21 protein-coding genes are annotated in these 25,223 nt (G+C 42.3%); 14 read left to right on the forward strand and 7 right to left on the reverse strand.

Annotated features, from left to right (window positions below):
* Window positions 1–7: 7 nt before the first annotated feature.
* The 6 genes from BUB11_RS02950 to allB (BUB11_RS02975) all read right to left on the reverse strand — a co-directional run bounded on the left by BUB11_RS02950 (window position 8) and on the right by allB (BUB11_RS02975) (window position 7,704).
* On the reverse strand, window positions 8–1,411 hold the full coding sequence (locus BUB11_RS02950) for an FMN-binding glutamate synthase family protein (RefSeq protein ID WP_073027738.1): 1,404 nt from the start codon (window positions 1,409–1,411) through the stop codon (window positions 8–10).
* A 23-nt stretch (window positions 1,412–1,434) separates the two neighbouring features.
* On the reverse strand, window positions 1,435–2,835 hold the full coding sequence (locus BUB11_RS02955; RefSeq protein ID WP_073027739.1) for a cbb3-type cytochrome c oxidase subunit I: 1,401 nt from the start codon (window positions 2,833–2,835) through the stop codon (window positions 1,435–1,437).
* Window positions 2,835–3,227, reverse strand: coding sequence for a c-type cytochrome (locus tag BUB11_RS02960; RefSeq protein ID WP_073027741.1), 393 nt, complete (start codon window positions 3,225–3,227; stop codon window positions 2,835–2,837). The genes BUB11_RS02955 and BUB11_RS02960 overlap by 1 nt, the downstream gene beginning before the upstream one ends.
* A 222-nt stretch (window positions 3,228–3,449) precedes the next feature.
* Window positions 3,450–4,844, reverse strand: coding sequence for an NCS1 family transporter (locus BUB11_RS02965; RefSeq protein ID WP_073027743.1), 1,395 nt, complete (start codon window positions 4,842–4,844; stop codon window positions 3,450–3,452).
* 60 nt (window positions 4,845–4,904) lie between these two features.
* Window positions 4,905–6,257, reverse strand: a complete 1,353-nt coding sequence (gene allB / locus BUB11_RS02970; RefSeq protein ID WP_073027744.1) for an allantoinase AllB — start codon at window positions 6,255–6,257, stop codon at window positions 4,905–4,907.
* Between the two features lie 88 nt (window positions 6,258–6,345).
* Entirely contained in the window at window positions 6,346–7,704 is a 1,359-nt protein-coding gene (gene allB / locus BUB11_RS02975; RefSeq protein WP_073027746.1) for an allantoinase AllB, read from the reverse strand.
* Between the two features lie 659 nt (window positions 7,705–8,363).
* Between allB (BUB11_RS02975) and allE the strand changes: the two genes are divergently transcribed.
* Both allE and BUB11_RS02985 read left to right on the forward strand, forming a co-directional pair.
* On the forward strand, window positions 8,364–9,125 hold the full coding sequence (gene allE, locus BUB11_RS02980) for a (S)-ureidoglycine aminohydrolase (protein WP_073027747.1): 762 nt from the start codon (window positions 8,364–8,366) through the stop codon (window positions 9,123–9,125).
* A 38-nt stretch (window positions 9,126–9,163) separates the two neighbouring features.
* A complete protein-coding gene (locus BUB11_RS02985; protein ID WP_073027749.1) occupies window positions 9,164–10,387 on the forward strand; it encodes a Zn-dependent hydrolase in 1,224 nt (407 codons plus the stop codon).
* Window positions 10,388–10,537: 150 nt separating this feature from the next.
* Here BUB11_RS02985 and BUB11_RS02990 read toward each other — a convergent pair whose 3' ends face one another.
* Window positions 10,538–11,062, reverse strand: a complete 525-nt coding sequence (locus tag BUB11_RS02990; RefSeq protein WP_073027750.1) for an ureidoglycolate lyase — start codon at window positions 11,060–11,062, stop codon at window positions 10,538–10,540.
* A 185-nt stretch (window positions 11,063–11,247) separates the two neighbouring features.
* Here BUB11_RS02990 and BUB11_RS02995 point away from each other — a divergent pair, with 185 nt between their 5' ends.
* The 12 genes from BUB11_RS02995 to BUB11_RS03050 all read left to right on the forward strand — a co-directional run bounded on the left by BUB11_RS02995 (window position 11,248) and on the right by BUB11_RS03050 (window position 25,213).
* Window positions 11,248–12,885: a PucR family transcriptional regulator gene (locus BUB11_RS02995; RefSeq protein ID WP_073027752.1), complete on the forward strand. Its 1,638-nt coding sequence runs from the start codon at window positions 11,248–11,250 to the stop codon at window positions 12,883–12,885.
* Between the two features lie 332 nt (window positions 12,886–13,217).
* Window positions 13,218–13,970 (forward strand): GntR family transcriptional regulator, encoded by a 753-nt coding sequence (locus BUB11_RS03000; protein WP_073027753.1) that lies wholly within the window; start codon window positions 13,218–13,220, stop codon window positions 13,968–13,970.
* Between the two features lie 99 nt (window positions 13,971–14,069).
* Window positions 14,070–15,104 carry a BMP family lipoprotein gene (locus tag BUB11_RS03005; RefSeq protein WP_073027755.1) on the forward strand — a complete coding sequence of 345 codons (1,035 nt, stop codon included), beginning with the start codon at window positions 14,070–14,072 and terminating at the stop codon, window positions 15,102–15,104.
* A gap of 20 nt (window positions 15,105–15,124) precedes the next feature.
* Complete coding sequence (locus tag BUB11_RS03010) at window positions 15,125–16,660, forward strand: ABC transporter ATP-binding protein (RefSeq protein WP_073027756.1); 1,536 nt, start codon at window positions 15,125–15,127, stop codon at window positions 16,658–16,660.
* The gene (locus tag BUB11_RS03015; RefSeq protein ID WP_073027758.1) at window positions 16,657–17,709 is read left to right on the forward strand and encodes an ABC transporter permease; all 1,053 of its coding nucleotides are present in this window, start codon (window positions 16,657–16,659) and stop codon (window positions 17,707–17,709) included. The genes BUB11_RS03010 and BUB11_RS03015 overlap by 4 nt, the downstream gene beginning before the upstream one ends.
* Complete coding sequence (locus tag BUB11_RS03020; RefSeq protein ID WP_073027760.1) at window positions 17,706–18,623, forward strand: ABC transporter permease; 918 nt, start codon at window positions 17,706–17,708, stop codon at window positions 18,621–18,623. Before BUB11_RS03015 ends, BUB11_RS03020 begins: the two co-directional genes overlap by 4 nt.
* Window positions 18,624–18,639: 16 nt before the next feature.
* Window positions 18,640–19,416 carry a nucleoside phosphorylase gene (locus tag BUB11_RS03025; protein ID WP_073027761.1) on the forward strand — a complete coding sequence of 259 codons (777 nt, stop codon included), beginning with the start codon at window positions 18,640–18,642 and terminating at the stop codon, window positions 19,414–19,416.
* Between the two features lie 61 nt (window positions 19,417–19,477).
* Complete coding sequence (locus BUB11_RS03030; RefSeq protein WP_143187540.1) at window positions 19,478–20,857, forward strand: 8-oxoguanine deaminase; 1,380 nt, start codon at window positions 19,478–19,480, stop codon at window positions 20,855–20,857.
* 236 nt (window positions 20,858–21,093) lie between these two features.
* Window positions 21,094–21,666, forward strand: coding sequence for a Uma2 family endonuclease (locus BUB11_RS03035; RefSeq protein ID WP_073027764.1), 573 nt, complete (start codon window positions 21,094–21,096; stop codon window positions 21,664–21,666).
* A 193-nt stretch (window positions 21,667–21,859) separates the two neighbouring features.
* The gene (locus tag BUB11_RS03040) at window positions 21,860–23,566 is read left to right on the forward strand and encodes a histidine kinase N-terminal 7TM domain-containing protein (protein ID WP_073027766.1); all 1,707 of its coding nucleotides are present in this window, start codon (window positions 21,860–21,862) and stop codon (window positions 23,564–23,566) included.
* A gap of 10 nt (window positions 23,567–23,576) precedes the next feature.
* Window positions 23,577–24,263: a response regulator transcription factor gene (locus BUB11_RS03045; protein WP_073028190.1), complete on the forward strand. Its 687-nt coding sequence runs from the start codon at window positions 23,577–23,579 to the stop codon at window positions 24,261–24,263.
* A gap of 197 nt (window positions 24,264–24,460) precedes the next feature.
* Window positions 24,461–25,213 carry an exodeoxyribonuclease III gene (locus BUB11_RS03050; RefSeq protein ID WP_073027768.1) on the forward strand — a complete coding sequence of 251 codons (753 nt, stop codon included), beginning with the start codon at window positions 24,461–24,463 and terminating at the stop codon, window positions 25,211–25,213.
* The last annotated feature ends 10 nt before the right edge of the window (window positions 25,214–25,223 follow it).

The following is a 25,223-nucleotide window of genomic DNA, read 5'->3' on the forward strand; positions in this document are numbered from 1 at the left end:
TAACTGTTTAGTAGATGCGCTTCACTCCGGTAACTTCCGCGCTCAGAGTATCCATCGCTACAAGATCATCAGCATTAAGCTCTTTCAACGATGCTTTTCCGAGAGCGCGCATTCCTTCTTCCATTTCTAAAACCATGGAGGTTAGGGTATTGACTACACTTGTGGCGGCTTGATCGATATCAAGTTTACTCTTGGCAGGGGAATCGTAAAACACCAAAGTCGTAGGAGGTTCCCACGGTATCACTTTACCGACTTGATTATGGGTAAGGGCAAAAAGGGGAACGGTAGCCATATAGATGGCATCCGCCCCTAAAGCAATAGCCTTAAGACACTCCCCAGGGGTAAAATATCCCCCGGCTACGATCAAACTAATCTGGTCACGTACCCTTTGCTTATTCAAAAAATTTACTGCACGAATCAAAGCGAAGAGGCTGGGAATGCCAAAATCATCTTGTTTAATCGGGGTTGTCGCATGGGAACCGCCTTGTGCACCATCGATAATGACAGCATCAAAACCTAAACGAATCGCGGCCTCTAAGTCGTCCTCCAGATGTCCGGTTGCCATAACTTTTAGCGCAATAGGGATACCGTTTGACCTTTTACGCAGACTTTTCATGAAACCAGGCCAATCACTTTGTTTTTGAATTCCGGGAGGAGCTGGAAAGCCAGTCGCTACTTCATCAGGTGCTAATCCTGAAAGCTCCTGCGCTCGACCTTGAAATTCTACGGCCTCTATACTGACGCTGCCCATATCCGATCCTTGTCCCATTTGTACTTCTAACATATCAGCAGAGTCAATTTGATCCTGAGTTCTTGCCCCCCATGCCCAGCGTGAAATTTGTAAGACAAACTTTCCTGCTTCCATGCGTTCTTCCGGTAAAAAAGGACCCTCTCCAGAACACGTAGAAGTTTGAAGGGTTTTGGCCGCTCTGGCTAAAGCCCTTTTTGCTTCCTCGCTGAGTGCTATTCCATAGGCCATAGCGCCAATCATAATGGGAATATTTATTACAAGAGGCTTATGGGCTTTTGGGCCAATCGTCACCTGCATGTTTATCTGGGTGCTTTTAGGCAAAGAAAGCCTCGTCATTAAGTGGGGAGAAAACATGAGGTGATCAAAACCAGGAAACTTCTTAGGCGAACCGATAGGCCGTGTAATGATTTTTCCACTCTGCGAGCGCAACCCGATTTCTAGGATATTTAACACCGAAATACGTTTTCCGGCTGGCAATACTTCCATAAGGTTCTGAGTATACTTGTCAGAAAGTAATTTTCCAACAAAATCGCGAATCTGCAGCCCCACAAGATAACGCAGAATCGGTTTAATGATTAGTATTATTACTAAGAGCAATTGAAGTGCCAGCAACACTATTAGGAGAAACATCCAAAACGAACTAGTTATGGTAATCTGCATTTCTAGACCTCACGAGTAAAGTTTCAGATCTTTGGCTGCCTGTAAGACCTCGTTGCCTGCCAGGCCTTAAAAATACGCCAAGAAAGTAATAGGTCCCCGAGAGTGAATATCGCTCCGCCCAGTGCCCGTATACTTAAATACGGTTTAAGGATGAAACGGACTTGCATAAAGTCCATACCGAGGATTCTCCAAAAATAAGTCTCCATGAAACCGGCAACCAGCAGGGCTGAGGACATAATGATCAGTCCGCTGTTAAGTAAAATTACTGCCAGAACTCCACCCTTATACCCTTTGAGTGTAGGCTGGCTGCCCTGACTCAGGATGTAATAACACCCAGCCAAAACCGCAAAACCCAGGCTTCCAAATAAGGCTAAATGGGCATGCCCGGAAGTAATATACGTCCCATGGGTGTAAAGATTAATCCAAGGCACGGTAAGAAATAGGCCTAAGAGGGAAGCACCAATTATATGATGAAATACACTGCTGAGAAGCAACCACAAGGTGAGTTTTTCCCGATTACTCCTAATTTTAGTGGATTTCAGTCCTTTATAGGTCATGCGAACCAACATACCCACGGGAATGACCTCTACCAAGCTGACCAACGAACCAAGAACTAACCAAACAGCGGGAAAACCAATCCAGTAATAGTGATGTCCGGTACCGTACAAGCCTCCGACGACCGCTAAAACGGCCTCTAGATAAAGCCATTTTTCAACCTCTGTACGAGGAGCCAGACCTGAGACAATGAAATACGTGGCAATGAAGCCGGCGGATGTTAGTTCGAAGGCCATTTCTTCCCACAAGTGTACTACCCAGAACTTGGTAGCTTCATCAGTGATCGGATTGCTAAAGGTAATGGTGTTCGGCAACAATAGTAACATCAGAAATATGACTCCCACTGTCATTGTTGCGGCAGCCGGCGTAATATTCCTTTTATCTGTCAGCAATGTTCGGACAAGGTTATAGGAAGCCAGAATTAGAGATATACATATGCCAACATATAAAATGGGGATTCCTTCAAGATATTCTCGACCATTACCAATCCGCAGGGCTAAGGTGCTAAAGACCCCTAAGCTGAAAAACATAACCAGCCAATACTGCCAGCGGGCCAGACGGGGGGAATAGATCTCCCTGTTGAGTTCGGCAGTGGTAAAAAAGTAAACCATGCCCATGGTGCCAATTAGGGGCCAAAGAACAGCCAAGGCCAAGTGGATTGCTCTACCGTACTCAAAGGGAATCGGTGAGGGTAAATCCGGTATCACTAATTCCAATGCACCCAGTGAAGCTACCACACTTTGCAGGGCGAATAGGCTCACTGCGGAAAAACAATATCTGCGACTGATCTTTTGGGCAATAAATTGCTGTTTTCGAGCACTAGATTTATCAATTTTACCTCTAAAAGAAAACCGCTTGAACAACTTCATCAGTTCTCCTCCACTTCTTCTTGCTGAGGAGGCCACCCCAAAGTGGGTATGGTGTGAACAAACTCCAGGTAGTTCACTAGATTCTCTGCATCTGCTTCGTTGAGAGCCGGGTGACGGGCGTATTTGTTGGGACGCATCACCGGCGGTTGGACAAGATAGTTAACGAGGTATTCCGAAGTCTCCTTAGCGGTAATATGAGTCAAATCATCCGCTTCATATCCGCCGTGTCCAAACAGGGTGTGACAGCTTACGCAATTATTTCTTTGCCAGACAGACTTTCCGGCTTCAGCCTGTTCTGGCACGGGAGACGGAAGTCTAGAGGATATTAGTGTAATCGCCACAAATAATACCCAGGATAAGATACTTAGTAACAAGAAACTCCGTAGCTTCAAGAGGATTCCTTCCAATTCTATTAGAATAATATCATGGTAGTATTTGCCAAAATTATAATAATATACAGTTATTAATGAAAGTTCGATGTAAATCATATATCATGGTTTTCAATGGGGCACAGGAGATAACCGTGAATACAAAAAATCCCTGGGGCCAAGTTTATGGCATTCCAGGGATTTATAAGCGTAAATGGGTTTTAGACAATAAAAGATATACAATTATTACTCAAATATCGTACCTTTTTTGAATTTGGAATCTTTAAAGGCAAACTTCATGAGAAGAATATAGGAAATGCCTGCCACAACAACACCAATAATCCATGCCAGCTCGACTTTTGTAAAGGCGGCTCCAGCTCCGATAAGCATAGCAAGCACCGCTGCTGGGTTATATCCGGCAAAAGGACCGTCTTCCTCGTACAAATCTGCAACATTTACTTTTTGCTTTCTTAATATATAGTATTCGATTAATAAGATTGAAACAATAGGGCCTAAAAATGCGGAATAGATAAGAATGAACATACCAAGACCCTTTGCCGAAGAATCCTGTACAAGCACCCAAGGGAAGGAGCATAAGGCAAGCAGTCCAGTTATGGTAACAGCAACTTTATATTTCAATTTTGTAATTAAGGTAATAACATAGGTTGGCGGAATAATATTGGCAACCATATTTACGGCAATCGCCCCCATAACAATAAACGCAGATACAAAGACTGTAATATAAGGGTTATTTACCACGATTGCAAACGCTTTCACAGGATTAGAGATGCCGGTAGCGGAAGCAAGCATTGCGCCGATTGCGAGTACGAAACCGTAGGCTATTAAAATAGGAAGAAAGTACAAAAATCCCCGTTTCGCATTGCTGATGCCAGATTTTAGCTCTCTCGAATAGTCCGCAGCGCTTAAAAAGATAGCTGCATAGTTCCCCATAAACATCATTATGAAGGCAAAGAACGGCAAGCCCCATGAACCTTTTGCTTGAATCCATTTTTCTGCAATAACTGTGCTGTGGGATGTTAGAAGAACGCCAAATACATAGACAAGAGCGAGCATAATGACAATAGATGTCAGGGATTCCACCCATTTAATAGCATGGAAGCCGTACAGTGAAAGCCCAATTTGTACTAACTGCAGCAGAACAAAGCAAATGAAAACATTATCAAAGGTGCCGCTTGTAAGGATCTTCGCGATTTCGTTTAAGGCTGTACCGCCAATCCAACTTTGAAAACCATACCACACGATGGCGGGGATACCGCGCAAAAGTGATGATATGACGGAGCCTTTCACTCCGAAGGACATTCTAAGCTGTACAACATAGGGTATACCTGTTCTGTATCCGAGCCTGTCATTTAAAGCAAAGATGGTTGAAATGATCCCAATTGCTATGATCGCTGCGGCAAATGTCTGAAACATGTTTAATGTTGCGATTCCTGCAACAACCAGGCTGGCTCCAAGCGTCATGTTGCCTAAATTGACACCGTCTCCAATCCACATGAACATATAGTCTATGGGACCTACCGTCCTACCCTTTTCGGTTTTCGGAATTAGTGATTCATCCACGCCCGCAGCATGTTGGATCTGCGTCTCTTTTATAACGTTACTTTCTGTATTAGTAGACATCGTTATACACCCAACTCCTTCTCTTTTTTAGTGTCACCCTAGTTCTAGGTAATATGTCGTTTACAAATTAGGTCTTAGATGTCTGCCAATAGGCTTAGATACAATCTTTCCATCTTTAAAAATAGTTGTTCCCCTGAGTATGGTTTGTGTGACTGTCCCACGGAAGCGGTCTCCGACATAAGGGCTTACTTGGTGCTTATAGAAAAGAGACTCCGCCTGCAACGTAAATTCCTTATCCAAGTCTACCAGCGCAAAGTCCCCATCAAAGCCAAGAGCAATTTTCCCCTTACCTTGAATTTTAAATATCTCGTTGACATTTTGCGAGGTCAATTTTGCAATATCCTCAAGTGCAACTTTTCTATCATGGTAAGCATGAGTCAGCAGGGCCGGAAGTGTTGTTTGGCAAGCAGAGATTCCACCCCAAACCTTTAAAAATTCACCGTCCTTCAGCTTCGGGTCGCAGGGAGAATGGTCGGAGGAAACAAAAGCTATCTCGCCATTTAATAGTTTTGCCCACATCTTAGTTTGATTTTCAGTATTGCGAATAGGAGGTGAACATTTAGCAACTGTTCCCATCCTTTCTACATCGTCATCTGTAAGAATTAAATAATGGCCAATTGTTTCACAGCAGACGTCAACCCCTCTGCTTCTTGCCTGTGTAACGAGCTCGATTGCCTTCGCTGTGCTGATGTGAGCGATGATTAATTTACAACCAGTTTCCTCGGCAAGTGAAATCATGCGGGAGACATTTTCTATTTCCGTAATTGGCGGGCGGGCTGCAAAATAATCCCGTACGGTTGTTTTGTTATTGGAAAGGGCGATTGACGTCAAATCTCTTGTGATTTCATTATTCTCACAATGCACCATAAGCGGCAAGCCAAGTTTTGCTAATTTTTCCATGCCCACCAGAGCTGTAAAATCGTCCATTCTTTCAAATTCATCAATACCGCTATTACAGGAAAATGCTTTAAACCCTATTACGCCACATTCTGCAAGCTCTTCAAGTTTATCCAAATTTTTGGGAGTCAGTCCGCCCCAAAATCCATAATCAACCAAAGAGTCCTTCTGCGCCACAGCAAGCTTGGCATTAAAGTTTTTTGCATCAAGAGTGCATGGGCTGCAATTAAGCGGCATATCAAAGTATGCAACCCCGCCGCCTGCTGCCAGAGCACTGCTTCCCGTTGTGATGGTTTCCCAATCTGTTCTTCCCGGATCATTAAAATGTACATGTCCGTCTGTTGTGCCGGGAAATACATATTTTCCTGCTGCGTCAATAGTTTCTTTTGCGTCGCCAGATATTTCTGTCGCTATTTCTGCAATTTTTTCATCACAAATAGCAACATCCGCTTTTTTTACGCCATCCGAACAAACAAGAATCCCGTTTCGCAGGATTACATCATAACGCTTGCTCATTAATATTCCCCCTAATTTACTATTATTAGCATGCCTGATAGGCTTGAAAAACTAGTTTAGCTTTAGATGAACTAGTTCCCCCACTCACTTATTTGGCTTTTCTCACAAGTTTACCGAATCCCTTTTGACCTGTTAATTTACCATCTTTGGCTACGACTTGACCTCTTACTAATGTACATACAGGCAGACCTTTACCCCTTAAGCCTACAAACGCGGAAATTTTGTTCAGATAATGTAAGGAATCCGGTGTGATTTTCCATTCCTGTCCTGGATCTAGAATTACGAGATCTGCATCAAAGCCAACTTCGATGGCGCCCTTCTTACCATAGATTCCAAAAGTCTTAGCCGGTCCTTCGCTTAAGGATCTCGCCAGCAAAGTAGGACTATACCCTCTCTTAATCACACCTTCACTGAATACAACCTGCATTACATTTTGAAGTCCGCTGATACCGCCCCAGGCCCCAAAGATGCCATGCTTTTCTTCACTCTTTTCACTTAATTCACAAGGGGAATGGTCAGAACCAACACAGCATAAGGTTCCATTGTTTACATACTCCCACATTTCTTCGACGGCAGCTGCTTCTCTTAGTGGAGGTGCACATTTGAACAGACTCCCATTCCTTATGACATCTTCATCTGTAAAGGTAAGGTAGTGGCCACAAGTTTCAGCGGTTACATCTATGCCTTCCAACTGAGCGTCTCGGATGATTTTTGCAACTCTTGGATGGCTGACATGACATATATGAATTTTGGCATCAAGTTCTCTTGCAAGTTCAATAATATTTTGAGTAGCAATCAATTCCGCAATAACAGGCCTTGAATTAAGGAAATCTCGCCAATCATTTTTTTCTTTTCTCTTAGCTCTTTCTTCTTCCCATTTGATGATAGAATAATCTTCGCAATGGAAACCTGCACGGGCATCACAATCCTTGAGGATTTCCAAAGCTTCTTTAGCTTGCCCTATGGTTAATGACACATAATCAGGAGAAACTGGTCCAATAAAGGATTTGAAAGCTACACAACCTTTTTCATCTAAATCTTTTAATTTATCCAAATTGTAGTCGACCAGACCACCCCAAAAACAATAATCTACATAAGCGTTGGGAGAAACGGTTTCTACTTTCTTATCGAAGATCGTGCCATCAGTCAATGCAGGTTCATTTTGAAGAGGCATATCCACAATAGTTGTGAACCCCCCAACCCCTGCGGCTGCTGTTCCATGGGTATAGTCCTCTCTCCAGCAGTAACCGGGATCGTTTAAGTGGGCATGGCTGTCAATGGCTCCTGGAAATACATAATTCCCTTTGGCATCTATGACTTCTTCTGCTTCGATAGGACTTCCAGCCTCAACAATTGCGGCGATTTTACCATTATTCACACAAATGCTTGCCTCAAAAATCCTGTCCGATGTTACGACCTTACCATTTTTAATAACTAGATTGAACACATTTATGCCCCTCTCTGTTTACTAAAATTGTTATTCTCTTTGTGTACACCAAGAATATACTAAATATTTTCATTTTTCATTATCCGTCATTGCTAATTAGCTTGAATTGTTTTTATCCCATTAAAGACTAAAGGCTACTTCAGGCCTTTTATTACAATAATAGGTCAAAGCTCCTTCGCTATAATAGTCTCCTTTTAGTCATAACCAAATTCCTGCAGTCTTAGGAGGGGCTTTAGCCAAAGCAGGAACACACCCCTAACTATCGAATTTCAGAGTATAAGGGCGATATTTAGGGATACTGCAGTCTACCTATAGTAATGAAATTCAAGTGATCTTTGTATGTTTAGGAAGATTATTTGTCATAGATAAGAGAAGGGCTTTAATAATTATTTGGAATAGATCCTCGTATTGAAATTCCCTTACCCTTACAAAGGATAATTAAATAGTTAAATAATTATCCATGATTACCAAAGACAAAAGGTTGAAAATATCCAATAATTAAGAAGGATGGTACTAAGAACAATTTATACAAAGATTACTCGATCAGGTTTCAGAAAAACATTCTTTTTAACCAACTTAAAAGGCTGAGGTAGATGATACTAACTCAACCACGATAAAAGCTACATCAAATCTTTAAAAAAATAGGAGGAGGAGTATTTGTGGGTTATCCTAACGATTTATTAGCCACCCGTGCCATTATCAAACATGGCAGATATGCTGTTATTCCACCCGAAGGACGCGTCAATAACGTGATTCCCAATTTGGAGAACTGTAAAGTAAGTATTATTGCTTCACCAGAATTAGGAACTAAATTTGCTTTCTACACAGTTGATGTTCAGCCGGGCGGAGGAACAACACTGCCATTTAAAGAAGAGGGTATTGAGACATTTGTGTTCTGTATCAATGGTCAGGGTACAGTTCAAGTAGAAGATCAGAAATTTGTGTTACAAGACAATGGCTATGTATTTGCACCCGCATCTCAAGCGGTCTCCTTAACAAACCAGTCTGAAAAGGTATGGAGACTGCTGCTATATAAGCAAAGGTATCGTAAACTTAAGGGATATGAGGCAAGAGTTGTTCTCGGAAATCTTAATGATCTGCCCAATGAAGTCTATGATGATATGGACAATGTTTTGGTAAGAAATCTTCTTCCGGCTGATCTTGGCTTTGATGTTAATTTTCATACCTTGACATTTCATCCGGGGGGAAGTCATCCATTTGTTGAAACGCATCAACAAGAACACGGGCTCTACTTTCTTGAGGGAGATGGGGTATATCTTATTGACGACAAATGGCTCCCAGTGAAAGAAGAAGACTTTATCTGGTTTGGTCCTTACGTTCCGCAGGCTTTTTATTGTTCAAGCAGAAAGAACGCTTGCTACATTTATACAAAGGACTGTAACAGAGATGTCAATCTGTAAGGGGTTACAGAATAATTATGGTATAGGTTGTGGGACACATGATTAATGCGGATAGATTGTGGAAGAATTTGTTGGATATAGGGGAGATCGGTAAGAATCCAGATGGGGGTATTACAAGACTGGCTTTTACCAAGGAAGATCGTCAAGCCATTAAAATGGTAGAAGACTTGATGAAAGAAGCTGGCTTAGCTGTTCATGAGGATGAAGTCGGAAACCTAATAGGCCGAAAAGAAGGGGAGGACTCTAATGCTCCTGCTGTGCTTATAGGATCCCATTTGGACTCGGTATTTAACGGTGGAATTTTCGATGGAAGTTTAGGAGTACTCGCAGGGATAGAAGTATTACAGAGTATGACGGAGAACGGGATCAGCACTAAACACCCCATAGAGGTATATGTCTTCAGGGATGAAGAGGGTTGTCGCTTTAATTTCAGTTTGCTGGGCAGCAGAGGGATGTCAGGCACTTTAAAAGTGGAAAACTTAGAGTATAGAGATAACGAGGGGATTTCTCTTGCGGAGGCTATGAAAAGCTGTGGAATGAATCCTGAAGAGTTTTTTAAAGCTTCCCGCAGACCGGATGAAATAAAGGCCTATCTCGAACTTCATGTGGAGCAAGGCAAAGTACTTGAATGCGAAAATTTGCAGGTCGGTGTTGTCACAGGAATTGCAAGTTCTTTGAGGCTGATGGTAACCGTAACGGGTAAGGCGGATCATGCGGGCGCTACCCCTATGAACTTAAGATTCGATGCACTGGCCGCTGCGGCCCAAATTATTGGTGTTGTAGAAAAGGAAACCCGTGCGACCAAGAGTGCAGTTGGAACGGTTGGACAGATTCATGCCTACCCGGGTGGGATCAATATTATCCCGGGGAGGGTGGAATTTACGGTCGATCTGCGTGATGTTTCTATTAAAGTCGCGCAACAACTTGAAAAAAGCATACTGTCACAGGCAGAGGATATCTGTACTCAAAGGGGTTTGAAACTCGAGGTTGATTTCTTGCAACGTGTTCCTCCGGCACCTTGTTCTCCAGAAATTATTGATACTATTGCCGAAAGTTGCCGCGAATTGGGAATTGAAGAGTTACATTTGCCAAGCGGTGCAGGTCATGATGCAATGCAGGTCGTGAATCTCTGTCCAATCGGGATGATATTTGTTAGATCCCAAAACGGCATTAGCCACCATCCTGCAGAATGGAGTACCCCAGAGGATTGTACAGCGGGGGCGAAGGTTTTGTATCAAACAGTATTAAAATTAGCAGAATAGAATACATTGGTCAGAGACATCCATATGTTATAGTTGGATGTCTTTGATTTAAACGTACAAAAAAATGAGGTTGCAACAAGAAAATTTGGAAAAAGTTTTGTTGCAACCTCATTTTAGAATAAATTTAGGACAAGAAGTTAAAGGGAAACATTATAACATGATCTCAAAGGTTGTTTCTAGATTGCGTATTTGAACGTCACCATCATATAAAGGAGAAAGGGACTCGTCAGTTGTTTGTTGGCGTGTTGCAAGGATGTAGCCGAACTTTTCTTCTAACGGAAAGATCATACCGTGCCAAACGCCTCGGTTAATAACGAAGGCAGTGTAGCTTTCTAAAAGAAAGGCTTTAACTGAATTGGCAGAGGGCAATGATTCCAGGTCATTCGCATCTGTAGCAGGGGCTACTGTAATGATAGCAGGTCCACCATAAAGGGGGAAGAAACCTTGAGTTACTTTCAGATGTCTTTCCATACTTGAGAATTTGAACTCGCGCCTTTCCAAAAGAGCATAAACGAATTCTGCCTCCCCATCATCGACAGAAAACGGCATTCGATCAGTAAACTGAGGGGGATCAGGTTTAATTAGCGGTTGCCCCGGATTAAGCATCAGCACATGCCCAAAAGGAGCAAATGCTTCTTTGGTAAGAGTTTGGACCTTTATTATTTTACTTTTCATGTACGTTCCCCATTTCTAAGAATACTTGTTTTATTGAAGGATTCACTTTATCTACATATTATTGTACTATAAAAGAATGGAACGGCCTTTATCCAGTTGGGATATAGTTAATATAAAAATTTTAGTGTATTTGGATATGCCAAAGTGAGGGATTATTAGATATCACTTCAGGAGGACAATACAGTATGGAAATAACAGTAAGGGATATTATGGAGATAGGACCATTACGGGAGGCCAAGTTATTGGCGGGAAAGCATCGTGCCGATAATATCGTCAAAGGTATTACGATTATCGAAGTCCCTGATATCGTGGACTGGCTTTCCGGAGGAGAAATTCTACTGACTAGTCTTTACAATGTACGGAATGAAATCATGTCTTTTAGGGACTACATCAGAAAGATGGCCCAAAGAGAAGTCAGTGCCTTAATTATTAAGACCGGAAGAGTCGTCGAGGAAATACCTCTGGAAATTATTCAAGCCGGAGATGAATTTGGTCTTCCCATCATCGAACTGGGCAGAGAGGTTAAATTTGTTGATGTAATGTATCCGGTAATGGCGGAATTGTTTAATAAAGAAGTATCTAAGCTTCAGTACTACAAGCAAGTGCAAGATCATTTCACAGAATTAGTCATTGCAGGAGAAGGATTAGAAGGTATATCCAGGGTTCTCGAAGAGCTTATTGGCAACCCCGTCATCATTTATGATAAAGAATATAAAGCCATGGCTGCCACAGATCCTAGTGTAACCACATTCGGTGAAGTACAGGATAGTACTCAAAGAGAAAATTTAAATGAGAAATTCTATTATTACAGACAGGAAGTAGTTTTTCCGGATTTAAATAATATTACAGCCACTCAAGTAGTAATACCCATTCAACAGTTAAATCAGATTAACGCTTACCTTGTCGTTGTGGAAATAAACAAACGGCTTACAGATATTGAGTATATTATCTTAGAAAATGCCTCAACAGTGATATCTCTTGAGCTTGTAAAAAGGTTCGCTATTAGTGAAGTTGAGAGAAGATTTAAGAATGACTTACTGGATTCTCTTATAAGCGGGAATATCTTGATAGAAACTGCCTTGGAACGCGCATCAATTATAGGCTGGGATCTTAAAGGTCCATACTGTATTGTTTTAATGGAATTTCTAGATATTAATGATTACTTAACAGGCAAAAAACAGAGGACAAATTTCATTACTGAGGTCGGTTCGACTGTTGCCAATGTTATCAATGAATACACAAAACATTTCATGAGGATTAGCAGTGATTCACTTTATGTATTGTGGCCGACCCAAGGCAAAAGTGAAGCACCGGTCGTTGCTGATATAAGAAAGGCCTCTCTTAAAATCTCGGCATTATTTGCAAAGAAATACCCCAAGATGCATATCTCAACAGGTGTAGGCAGTATAGCAGTCAATATTAAAGATATTTCAGACAGTTACCGAGAAGCAAAAAATGCGATTAACATTGGGCGAATAATGAATGAAGCTTTTATAAGCTTTTCGGAACTCGGGATAATGCGCATGTTGTGTCAACTAGGAGTGACCAACGATCTAACGGAATTTGTACCTAAATCCATTAATAATCTGATTCTTTATGATAGAGAAAATAAAACCAACCTATTAAATACCTTTGAAGTGTTCTTAAAAAACAATAGTAATGCAACACATACAGCAAAGGAACTCTTTATTCACTACAAGACAATTCTCTATAGGCTTGAAAAGATTAGAGAAATTAGCGGAATAGATTTTTCAAATCATAAAGACCGACTTGAGGCTGAGCTGGGCTTAAAGATAGTCAGTCTCTTGAAAACTTGTAAATAACTTGACCTCGTATCCTTATTTGGACCTGCTTAACAGTAGGTCTATTTTTATTAATTCCGAGACACCCACTTCTGCAAGTGGGTGTTCCTTATGTCTCGATGTTCAGCTTTAGCTGAACGAGTTCACTTTCCACTCAAACTTAGATGTCTGTTCGAGCATGTAAAGGTTTATATCGATCCTGAAAGAAAATTATCCTTTTATTATATTCAAAGGAGGAATATCCCCTGCCACGATAGAAGTATAATTTGTAAATCATCAATTCATCAGAGGACTATACCTCTTTATACGAATAGTCAGGCATATTGGCCATTATGGTGGAGGAGTTGCGAAAGATGCAGGGTGTAAGAAAGGTTCGAAAATCAACAGCGGTTCTCGACACACTGGAAATAATGCGAGGGTATATCACATCTATGGTTGAGAAAGATAATTTTCGCTTACCTTCCGAAGAGGACCTGGCCGCCCAGTTGGGAATCAGTCGGCTCACTGTCAGGGAAGCCTTGACAGTTTTAGAGAGGGAGGGACTTATTGCTCGATTTCAAGGCAGAGGAACAATCATTAACCAATTCGCTGAGCATTTAGTAACTCGCTTAGACTTTGCTCGAGAAATCGGGAAGTTTATAGCGGAAGCGGGCTATATTTCCTCAGTTGATGAAGTCACGCAGAACTGGCGCTTATCAACGAATGAGGAAAGTCAGAAATTATGTCTTCAAGAAAATGCAGAACTATTAGTGGTTGAAAAACGTTTTTTAGCTGACGGAAATCCAGCTGCTTTTTGCATTGATCGAATTCCACGCAAGCTTTTCCGACAGCTTGATTTTGCCGAGGAAGAATTACATCAGGCCATTTTTCCTTTTGTTGAAAAGCACTGTCACTGTCGACTTACCCACGATGTGATTGAATTAATTCCGAGCATTGTCGACGAGAAGATGTCTCTTCTTTTCAATCTCAAAGTAGGAACCGCTATGCTCCGAATCGATACTGTCGAATACTCGGCGGAAGGTCAACCCATAATGTATAACACTGAATTTTACGTTGATCAATTTTGCCGTTTCACTTTATGCCGCAGTGTCGCCTATATAGACTAAACTTCACGAAGGATGGAAGGGGGTGATGGCAAAAAGATAGTTTAGGGCATTACATACTAACTAAAAAAAGAATTTCAAAAAATATGGGAGGGACTTAAAGTGAAAAGAAATAAGAAATTTTTAGGACTATTGCTAACTGTCTTTATTCTCTTTACTCTGACGGCTTGCGGTACTCAGAAATCAAACACTGATCAAACTCAACCTGCAGCTTCTGAACAAGCCAAAGTAGGTCTGCTTACGGGTGTTGGCGGTTTAGGAGATAAGTCTTTTAATGACCTTGCGTATGAAGGGGCAAAAAAAGCTGAGAGCGAACTTGGTGTACAACTAAAGGTAGTTGAACCGCCCGATCTGGCCTCCGAAGAAGGCTTAATACGTGATCTGGCTAAAGCGGGTAATGCTCTGGTCGTCGTTGTTGGCTTTGACATGGCCGAACCCTTGGGAAAGGTTGCTCCTGAATTCCCAGATACTAAATTTGCAATTATTGACGCTGTGGTGGAAGGCAACAACATCTCATCCCTCGTTTTCAACGAGCATGAGGGTTCATTTCTTGTGGGGGCCTTAGCAGGTATGATGACGGAAAGTAATAAGGTTGGAGCAATACCTGCTATGGATATTCCTTTTCTCAATCGATTTACCGTTGCATACGAGCAAGGAGCAAAATATGCTAACCCCAAGGCTCAAGTCGTAGTTCAACCGATTGGTTCTGACTTCAGTAGCTTTAATGACCCGGCCAAGGCCAAGAGTATTGCCCTGACCATGTATAACCAAGGGGTTGACGTTATTTACCATGCTGCCGGCGGATCAGGATCCGGACTTTTTGAAGCAGCCAAAGAAGCCAATAAATATGCAATCGGTTGTAATTCAGATCAGGATTACATGGCCGAGAAATTAGTACTTACTTCCATGATGAAACGCGTAGACGTAGCTGTTTATGACTCAATCAAAGGGACTGTGGATAAAAATTTCAAAGCAGGGACGAATACCTATGGGGTGGCGAACAGTGGCATTGGGGTCACGGAAATGAAATTTACTAAGGACCTAATTGGCGCTGACAAACTTCAAAAACTTGATGATATCAAAAAAGGAATTATTGACGGTAGCATTAAAGTTACGGATGTAACAGCAACGAAATAAACTTTGGGCGGTGATATGCCGTGGCGAAAGAGGAAGCCCTTGTTATCAATGGCTTGAAAAAACACTTCGGCCATGTAAAAGCAAATGATGGAATTGATCTAATCGTTCGCGCCGGAACAATTCATGCCATTGTCGGCGAAAATGGAGCGGGAAAAAGCACCTTAATGAAAAGCCTCTTTGGCCTTCACCAGCCTGATTCAGGAGAAATCTATTTATGGGGGGAGAAAGTCCAATTCTCCTCCCCTCTTCAAGCACTTTCGCATGGAATAGGTATGGTGCATCAGCATTTTATGTTGGTAGAGGCTTTAAGTGTTTTAGAAAATATCATCCTAGGTGCAGAACCTGGAAAAGGAATCTTGCTTAGTTATAAGAACAGCCGAAAAACAGTGGAAGAAATCTGTAAAAAATATGGATTAGACTTAGATTTAGATGCCATAGTAGAAAATGTACCTGTTGGGATTCAGCAACGACTCGAGATTGTAAAAGTACTTTACCGGGGAGCACGCTTGATTATTCTTGATGAACCAACAGCTGTGTTGACCCCCCAAGAGATCGATCGGATGTTTGAGATTTTAAGGGAATTCAAAAAGGACGGATGTACTGTCATTTTTATAACCCATAAATTAAATGAGGTCATGGCTCTTGCTGATGATGTTACGGTCATCCGTGACGGACGAACGGTAGGTCATTGGCCCATCTCAGAAGTTAACGAAAAGATTCTGGCGCGACAAATGGTAGGTCGTGACGTTGTTCTTGATCTGGTTAAAGAGGATGCCCAACCTGCGGAACTTGTTTTGCAGATTCAAGGCCTTCAGACTGAGCAAGTCAACGGAGATCAGAAGGCAGATGGTTTATCCTTTAACATTCGGGCTGGAGAAATCCTAGGAATCATCGGAGTTGCCGGAAATGGTCAGGATGCCCTGATCGAAGGAATATTAGGCTTGCGCAAAGTGGAAAAAGGGGAAATACTTTATCTTGGTGAACACATTAATGGTGTAGATACCTCACATCTCCGTCAAAAGGGAGTGAGTTGCATATCCGCTGATCGCCTTAAAACCGGGCTCGTTCGAGAGTTCAATGTGCGAGAAAATGCGATATTAGGTTATCATACCGGTAAAGAGTTTGTTTCTAACTTGCTTTTTCAGAATAAGCGTATAGATCATTATGCTAATCAAATCATTACGGAATTCCAAATCAAGACCCCTTCCCTGGAAGCACCAATTACCACATTATCAGGGGGCAACCAGCAGAAGCTAATCATCGGACGCGAACTTCATGCCAACCCCAAACTGATTATTGCCGTTCAGCCGACGAGGGGTGTGGATATCGGAGCGATCGAATTTATATATCAAGTTCTCCTGGAATGCCGTCGCCAGAACACCGCTGTTCTTCTCGTTTCCAATGAATTGGAGGAAGTTCTATCCCTGTCGGACAGGGTTGCGGTACTCTATCAGGGGCGATTTATGGGATGTAATACTCCGGATCACCTTTCTAAAGAAGAAATCGGTTTGATGATGGCCGGAGTTCGTCCTGAAGGGGAAGGTGGATCAGAGTGAACACAAGTCGCTTAAAACATTTTTTTTGGCAGATCCTCCCCTCCGTCCTAGCCGTACTCAGTGCCTTATTAATTGGGGCAGTAATTATTTTTGCAATCGGGGAAAACCCATTGCAAGCTTATGCTGCCATGTTCCAAGGGGCCTTTGGCGATCCCTCTTCTTGGGCGGAGACACTCCAACGGGCCACGCCCTATATTTTTGGCGGCCTGGCTTTTTCAATTGCAACACGTTCAGGGTTATTTAACATCGGAATAGAAGGTCAAATGTACGTAGGAGCAATTGCAGGAGCTATCGTAGGTTTTAGTATTCACAATATCCCGGCTTTCCTTCATATTGCCTTAGCACTTGCTGCGGCGGCCTTGGCGGGTTATGTCTGGGCTATCATCCCTGCCTTGCTGAAAGTGAAGTCTGGGGTGCACGAAGTTATTTCTACGATCATGTTAAACTATGTAGCCTATGCTCTGACCGCTTATCTGACTGTGCGCGTTTTCCATGAGCCCGGTGCTGTCGCTCAAACGTATAAGGTTGATCCGAGTGCCATTCTTCCGGCACTTATGCCACCCAATAAGCTCAATACAGGTTTTATCATAGCCATTGTCTTAGCCATCGTCATCTATGTTTTTCTTTTCTATACCCCATGGGGATATAATCTGCGTGTGACGGGCCTCAACCCCGGTGCCGGACGCTATGCCGGTATTAAAAGCACACGCATTGTCTTAAGAGCTATGCTTATGAGTGGGGCGATTGCCGGCCTGATGGGCGCCGAGCGTTCCTTGGGGATTTATGGACGGTTTATCAATTCCTTTTCACCGGGCTATGGATTTACGGCCATTGCGGTTTCACTGCTTGGTCAGAATCACCCTTTAGGTATCATTCCGGCGGCCATACTCTTTGGCGCTTTTGAGAATGGAGCTTCCTTCATGTCGTTACAGGTCAATGTCCCTCGTGAACTGGGCTTAATATTAGAGGCCTTAATCATCGTCTTCATTGCGGCTGAACATTTCTTCCGTGACGGTTTACGCTCTATGCTAAAGGGGGACAAATCATGATTAGCTTTCTTACTATAAGCATCATCCAAGCTACTGTGGCAATTGCAACCCCTTTATATATTGGAGCACTGGGGGGATTGTTCAATGAACGCGTTGGAGTCGTCAATGTCGGATTGGATGGGATTATGCTGTCTGGAGCCTTTGCAGCTGCCATTACTTCCTATTACACACAATCAGCCTGGATGGGTGTTTTAGCTGCGCTAACAGTTGGCGCTGTGCTTGGGCTTTTACATGCGGCCATCTGTATCGAATTTAAGGCGGACCATGTAGTTAGCGGAGTAGCCATCAATATTTTAGCCTCTAGTTTAACCGTCTTCCTGTTGCAATTGCTCTTTAACAATAAAGGACAATCTCCATCCGCACCCAAAATAGGGCAAATATCCAATCTCGATTCAATCCCTATTCTTGGACCGATACTTAATAATATGAGCTATCTCACGATCATTGGCTTGGTACTCATCCTGCTCAGTCACTTCTTTCTTTACCGCACAAAGATGGGACTTCGTTTACGGTCCGTGGGTGAAAATCCATATGCAGCCCAATCCTTAGGTATACCGGTCCGGAGATATATGTACCTGAGCGTGATTGTAGGGTGTGCCCTGGTCGGTCTGGCCGGAGCTTTTCTCTCCATCGGAATGTTAAATGTATTTACGAAAAACATGACAGCCGGGCGAGGGTATATTGCTTTAGCAGCCATGATCTGTGGGCGCTGGACCCCTCTGGGTTCACTCGGTGCCTCAATATTCTTCGGTTATGTCCTTGCCTGGCAGATGAATGCACAGGGGCTGGCGATTCCAGCCCAAATCTTAGAAATCATTCCATATTTGACAACCATAATAGTTTTGGCCTTTGTCGCTAAGCGGGCCCGGGGACCTGCCCACGTCGGAAAAATATTTGCTCCCAGTGAGCACTAAAATGGAGGAACTAATCATGACAATACTAAACAAAGCAGACCAAACTCAAGGGAAAATACAATACCACGTTCGGGTTAAACCCGGAGATGTGGCAAAATATGTGCTCCTTCCCGGGGATCCGGCTCGTGCAGATCGAGTAGCCAAATACCTGGATGATCCCGTTCTCATTGCCAATAATCGAGAATACCGGACCTTTACAGGTACCTATAAAGGGGTTGGAGTAAGTGTTACTTCAACTGGAATCGGTTGTCCATCCGCTTCAATCGCGGTGGAAGAGTTGGCTAATGTAGGTGCCGAGGTTTTTATTCGCATTGGAAGTTCTGCAGCTTTACAACCTGAGATTCGGATCGGAGATCTCCTTGTTTCCTCAGGCTCTATGAAAAATGAAGGAACCTCGCGTTATTATGTGCCGGATTGCTTCCCGGCTGTTCCAGATCTTGATCTAACCCATACGATCATACAAACCGCTCGAAGTATGAAAAGTGAGCTTGATTTTGGACTTCATGTCGGGATTTGTGCCTCTGATGATGCCTTCTATGGTGAGACTCAGGAATGGATTGAAAAACTGGCTAAATTAGGTGTTATGAACGTTGAAATGGAAAGTTCCGCAATTTACACTGTGGCTCATGTTCGCAAACTGAAAGCAGCCTGCATCTGTGCTGTTTCTGGTAATCTCATAACGGGAGAAGTCGTTTATGAAAAAGAAAATACCCGTCTCGTGGAAGGCTGGGACAAAGAAATCAAAGTGGTTTTAGAAAGCATTTATCGTTTTGAAACTAACCAGGATAAATAATTCAACCCTCTTATGAAGAGAATACTTATTTGATGTAATTAATCGAGCAAAGGAGGGCGTGATTTCGTTGGCAATTCTTATCAAAAATATTCACACCCTTGTTACCTGTAATGATCAAGATCAAATTCTCAAAAATGTGGATCTCCTCATCGATGGACATCAGATTCGAGCTGTAGGTAAACAATTAACCTATGACGGACCGCATGAAGTGATCGACGGCAGCTCGAAGTTGGCAATTCCCGGACTGGTCAACACTCATCATCACTTATATCAAACACTCTTTCGCGGTTTATCCGAAGTTCAAGGGATGCCACTTTTTTCTTGGCTCATAAATCTCTATGAGTTTTGGAAGCACCTAACACCTGACGCGGTCTACTATGGTTCACAAGTTGGTTTTGCGGAACTCTTACGGACCGGGTGTACCTTGACCACAGATCATCATTATGTCTTCCCCAAAGGTCAACCTGCCACCTTGATTGACAGTCAAATCCAGGCAGCTCAAGAAATCGGAATTCGTTTTCATCCAACTCGGGGTTCCATGTCCCTCGGCAAAAGCAAAGGGGGGCTGCCCCCTGATGAAGTGGTCCAAACTGAAGATGAGATTCTTAAGGATTCACAACGTTTGATTGAAACCTATCATGACCCCTCTCCATTTGCTATGACTCGGCTATCCCTTGCACCTTGTTCTCCCTTTTCTGTCAGTAAGGATTTAATGATCCAAGCCCGAGAGTTAGCCCGTTCCACAGGGACAGGGGTTATGTTGCATACCCACCTTGCGGAAACGATGGATGAAGAAAAATTCTGTCTTGAATTCTATGGCCGTCGGCCAGTCGAACTGATGGAAGAAATCGAGTGGATAGGGCCCGATGTTTGGTTTGCTCATGCTATTCATCTCAGTGATCGAGAAATTAAAGTATTAGCCAACTCAGGAGTAGCACATTGTCCCTCCTCGAACATGAAGCTAGGCAGCGGCATCTGTCGCACCAGTGAATTAATTAAAGCGGGGGTCAAACTGGGGATCGCTGTGGATGGCAGTGCCAGCAATGATGGTTCAAATATGTGGGAAGAAGTTCGTCGTGCCTATCTGCTTAATCACCTAAGGTATGCCGATGCGGGACTTTCTGCTTACGAAACAGTTAAAGCAGCCACGCGTGGCGGAGCAGAAGTACTGGGACGAAACGATACAGGCATTCTTCAAGAGGGGAAGGCAGCTGACTTAGCGCTTATTAATCTTGAGGATGTTGCTTTTGCGGGTTGTCATGATCCTTTGGTTTCCATGGTTTGCTGTGGCAATACCAGTATTGTGGATACAACAATTGTCAATGGTCGAATAGTTGTACGTGAAGGACAATTAATCACCGTAGACCCAGAAGATATTCGGGTAAAAGCCCATAAGGTTTCTCAAGAAATGGTAGAGAAAGAACGCAGATCTAAGTCATAAACACTAGGTTTTTAAGCTGAAGTCCAATAAGAATTTAACTTATCGGACTATACTCTATTGGCAAATAAAAACAGTCCGAGCAGGACTGTTTTTATTTGCCAAAAATACGGTAGGACTATTTATTATTAAAATGGTAAAATTATGGAATAAAGAGATGATAAATATGACCCGATAAAGTATAATTATTTCAGTAGTAGTCAAATGAATAATATAACGATTAAAGGAGCGTATTTTCGATGCCATTATTACAAGAAGGAAGAAAATACACGTATGCAGATTACTTGACTTGGCCGGATGAAGAAAGATGGGAGATAATTGATGGTGTCCCCTATATGCAAGCTGCTCCAACATGGCAGCATCAGGCAATATCGGTGGAATTAACATCACAATTTAACGCTAATCTTAAAGGAAGTTCATGCAGGGTATTTGCTGCTCCGTTTGATCTGTGTATTCCTGATAATGAAGAAAATGATGAAAAAATCTCTAATATCATCTCGCAACCGGATATTGTTGTAGTATGTGATCAGAGTAAACTTAGAAAAACAGGATATTTTGGAGTGCCAGCCTTGGTTATCGAAATTTCCTCGCCTTCAACGGCTAGGAACGATAAACTTTTAAAGTTTAATAAATTTGAACAAGCTGGTGTTAAGGAATATTGGATTGTTGAACCGGATTACAAACTTGTTAGCGTATTCATTCTTCAGGAAAATAAAAGGTATGGCAGACCTGAAGTTTATGCAGAAGACCATAAAATAAAAGTAGCTATGATACCGGAATTTGAAATTGATTTGAATTCAGTTTTTGTCTGAATCCCTGAATAGAGATCTCGATTGCTTCGTATGCAAAGGAGGTCTTTTTTTTGTGCCGTTAATAGCCTTTGAATAGCATTGCCTCTTCAATAAGAATTAAAGAATTTGCTGAAAAATGCCGTTATATAACTAATAGCAGGAATTAAGTTAACAGGAATTTTCATAGGATTGAGTGGTTGACGAGGGGGATAGTATGCAGCTTCAATATATTTGGTATATATGGCCCTTAGCGGCCTCTGCAGCTATGTCATTATTTCTAGGTATCTATGCCCTGGTGAGGAGAACAAATGTCAAAGGTGCCGTCGGCTTTATCCTCAGCATGTTTGTAGTTACCATCTGGTCATCGGCTAATGCCCTGGAAATGTCCAGTACTGATTTGGCCACAAAACTTTTTTGGGCAAACATGCAGTATTTCGCTTACTGCTATTCTCCGGTAACCTTACTTGCCTTATGTATGCAATTTACGGGGTATGATGAGTGGGTTCAGAACCGCAAGGTTTTGTGGTTAGCCGTCATACCGACAATCATTGTCATGCTTGTGTGGACAGATGAACTGCATGGTTTAGTAAGATATGACCTGCATATGGATTATAGCGGATTATTTCCGGTCATTGTCAAAAAATACGGTCTTGCTTTTTTCATTCATGCGGCTTATTCACATTTATTGAACATCGTCGCATGGGGGCTTCTGATCAGAACGATTTTTTTTAGGAATACGATTTACAGGAAGCAAGCCATTGCCCTCCTCATCGGAATGAGCTTGATTGTAATCCCAAATATTCTGTACGTTTTGGGGTTTGGACCTGTAAAAAGATTCGATATCACTCCAGTGTTCTTTGGACCCGCGGGCTGGATTATTGCCTGGGGAATATTCCGTTTTAAGATGTTTGACCTCGTGCCTTTGGCACGTACCACAGTGATTGAGACCATGGATGCCGGTGTTATGGTGCTCGATTTGCAGAATCGTGTTCGAGATATTAATCCTTCCTTTGAAAGAATCATAGGGTTAACTGCTTCACAGGTTTCTTCAAAGAGAGCAGAAAAAGTTTGCGCTATAATTCCGGAACTGGCCAAGGCGTGTATGGACAGAAGTATTACTCATACTGAGTTTTCTATAAATACAAACGAATCGTCAAAGGCTTATGAAGTATTGCTTTCTCCACTAACCGACAATAAGGGCATGCTTTTAGGCAGGCTAGCAGTAACTTATGAGATTACTGAAAAAAAGCAGACCCAACAAGCGTTTCTCAAACAGCAACGGAAGCTTGCCGTCATTGAAGAGAAGGAACGGATGGCCAGGGATATGCATGACAACTTGGGTCAGGTGCTGGGTTTTATCAACCTTCAGGCTCAGGGCATCAGGCAAGAGCTTTTAAACGCAGGTGTTGATACGGCATCATCAAAGCTGGATAAGCTGGTTAATGTTACCCAATCGGCTCATTATGAGATTAAAGAGTATATTCACAATGTCCGGAATGCTTCATCCATGGAGAAAAATTTTATTTCGGCCTTAAAAAAGGACATTAGGGATTTTGAGGAACAAGCAGGCATTTATGCAGTATTGGATATGCCCATTGGATTTACAGCCCAAGAACTGGAGCCGAATGTAGGACTCAATATATTGAACATTGTCAAGGAAACCTTAAACAATGTCAGAAAACATTCAGAGGCGGATCGTGTAAAAATATCGTTTTTACTAACTCAGGAGCAACTGTGCATCACCACAGAGGATAATGGAAAGGGATTCGATATTATTCAATATGATAAGGGGCCGAAGAAGACGTTTGGACTAAACATCATGCGGGAGCGGGCGGCGGAAATCGGGGCTCAAATTGACATCGAATCAGGAACAGGAAAAGGGAGCCGCATTGTGTTATGTTTACCTCTCAAGAAAGGATGAAAAAGTGCAGATGAAATTGATGCTGGCAGATGACCATCCTTTATTCCTAGAAGGACTGCAATACCTGCTTGAAACCTACGGTATTAAGGTTGCAGGTGTGGCAAAGGATGGTAAAGAGGCGCTTGTACAGGCCCGGCTATTAAAACCAGATATCATCTTAATGGATATAATGATGCCTGAGTGCAGTGGAATCGATGCCTTGAAGTTGATTAAGGCTGAAATGCCGGATATTAAGGTCGTCATGCTCACTACATCGGAGGAGGATGAGGATCTTTTTGAGGCCGTTAAATATGGGGCATCAGGCTATCTATTAAAAAGCACTAATGCCAAGGAGCTTGTCGGGATGTTGTCTGATCTTGAAAAGGGTGAGGTTCCTTTATCAGCGGGCCTTGCTGACCGGTTTTTAAAAGAATTTAGACCCAACAGCGTACATGAGCAGAAACTTTTTAGGCATGAATCAGAAGAGACGAAGAGAGGGAAGCTACAACTTACCGAGCGGCAACTGGAAATTCTGGAAATGGTCGCTAGGGGAATTACTTATAAGGAAGCCGGAGAAGCTTTGGGGCTAACAGAGCGGACGTTAAAGTATCATATGGGAAGAATTATTGAACTGCTTCACCTAGAGAATAGGGCTCAAGTGATTGCTTATGCAGCTCAGATAGGGCTGGTAAAGAATATGAAAGACAATGCAGGATAATAGTTTATTGAAAGGATACCCACTTATATAAGAGGATGTTTAATATTCTGCTTCGTTGCAGACGCAAGGCAATTACAGTCTGGAACGAGAGGAAGTACATTTCTTCTCTGAGAAGCCCATTGCATTATTGGTGTGTTATAATTGGATATTGCACAGAATTGATTTAACTAGTTAAACTAGCAAGGAGTTTTATATATATGAAATTAGTATCATGGAACGTCAATGGAATTCGCGCTTGTGTAAAAAATGGTTTTTTGGATTTCTTTGCCAGAGAAAATGCAGATATATTTTGCATTCAGGAAACAAAGGTGCAGGAGGAACAGATTCCATTTAAACTTGACGGATATTATCAGTATTGGAATTTTGCTCAAAAAAAAGGCTACTCAGGAACGGCAATCTTCTCCAAGATTGAACCAGTCAATATTCTCTACGGAATAGGTATAGAGGAACATGATCAAGAAGGCAGGGTAATCACCCTGGAATTCGAAAAGTTTTATGTAGTGACAGTATATGCTCCAAATTCTCAAAGAGGGCTGGCCAGACTGGAATATAGAATGAGGTGGGAAGAAGACTTTTTAAACTATGTTAAAGACCTGGAAAAACTAAAGCCGGTTATATTTTGTGGGGATTTAAACGTCGCTCATATGGAGATAGATCTTAAAAATCCCAGTACCAATAGAAAGAATGCTGGTTTTTCTACCGAAGAAAGAAACAAATTTAGTGAAGTTATTAAGAATGGCTTTGTGGATACATTCAGGTTCTTTTATCCTGCTAAAGAAGGAGCCTATACATGGTGGTCGTATATGTTTAATGCCAGAACTAACAATGCAGGCTGGCGAATCGATTACTTTTGTGTTTCTGCAGAGTTGAAAGATCAGTTGAAAGACTCGGTTATTTATAATGATATCTTAGGCTCGGATCATTGCCCTGTCGGTTTGGAAATATTTTAACAGCCCAACA

The organism is Desulfosporosinus lacus DSM 15449 (assembly GCF_900129935.1).
GTDB classification, from domain to species: Bacteria; Bacillota; Desulfitobacteriia; order Desulfitobacteriales; family Desulfitobacteriaceae; genus Desulfosporosinus; species Desulfosporosinus lacus.

What these genes read in the sequence shown, in the direction of transcription:
- BUB11_RS03050 (WP_073027768.1), top strand. Translation starts at nt 24,461, where the DNA reads ATGAAATTAGTATCATGGAACGTCAATGGAATTCGCGCTTGTGTAAAA.
- BUB11_RS02995 (WP_073027752.1), top strand. Translation starts at nt 11,248, where the DNA reads ATGGAAATAACAGTAAGGGATATTATGGAGATAGGACCATTACGGGAG.
- BUB11_RS03020 (WP_073027760.1), top strand. Translation starts at nt 17,706, where the DNA reads ATGATTAGCTTTCTTACTATAAGCATCATCCAAGCTACTGTGGCAATT.
- allB (WP_073027744.1), bottom strand. Translation starts at nt 6,257, where the DNA reads ATGAGCAAGCGTTATGATGTAATCCTGCGAAACGGGATTCTTGTTTGT.
- BUB11_RS02985 (WP_073027749.1), top strand. Translation starts at nt 9,164, where the DNA reads ATGATTAATGCGGATAGATTGTGGAAGAATTTGTTGGATATAGGGGAG.
- BUB11_RS03045 (WP_073028190.1), top strand. Translation starts at nt 23,577, where the DNA reads ATGAAATTGATGCTGGCAGATGACCATCCTTTATTCCTAGAAGGACTG.
- BUB11_RS03040 (WP_073027766.1), top strand. Translation starts at nt 21,860, where the DNA reads ATGCAGCTTCAATATATTTGGTATATATGGCCCTTAGCGGCCTCTGCA.
- BUB11_RS03000 (WP_073027753.1), top strand. Translation starts at nt 13,218, where the DNA reads ATGCAGGGTGTAAGAAAGGTTCGAAAATCAACAGCGGTTCTCGACACA.
- BUB11_RS02955 (WP_073027739.1), bottom strand. Translation starts at nt 2,835, where the DNA reads ATGAAGTTGTTCAAGCGGTTTTCTTTTAGAGGTAAAATTGATAAATCT.
- BUB11_RS02990 (WP_073027750.1), bottom strand. Translation starts at nt 11,062, where the DNA reads ATGAAAAGTAAAATAATAAAGGTCCAAACTCTTACCAAAGAAGCATTT.
- BUB11_RS02965 (WP_073027743.1), bottom strand. Translation starts at nt 4,844, where the DNA reads ATGTCTACTAATACAGAAAGTAACGTTATAAAAGAGACGCAGATCCAA.
- BUB11_RS02950 (WP_073027738.1), bottom strand. Translation starts at nt 1,411, where the DNA reads ATGCAGATTACCATAACTAGTTCGTTTTGGATGTTTCTCCTAATAGTG.
- BUB11_RS03035 (WP_073027764.1), top strand. Translation starts at nt 21,094, where the DNA reads ATGCCATTATTACAAGAAGGAAGAAAATACACGTATGCAGATTACTTG.
- BUB11_RS03025 (WP_073027761.1), top strand. Translation starts at nt 18,640, where the DNA reads ATGACAATACTAAACAAAGCAGACCAAACTCAAGGGAAAATACAATAC.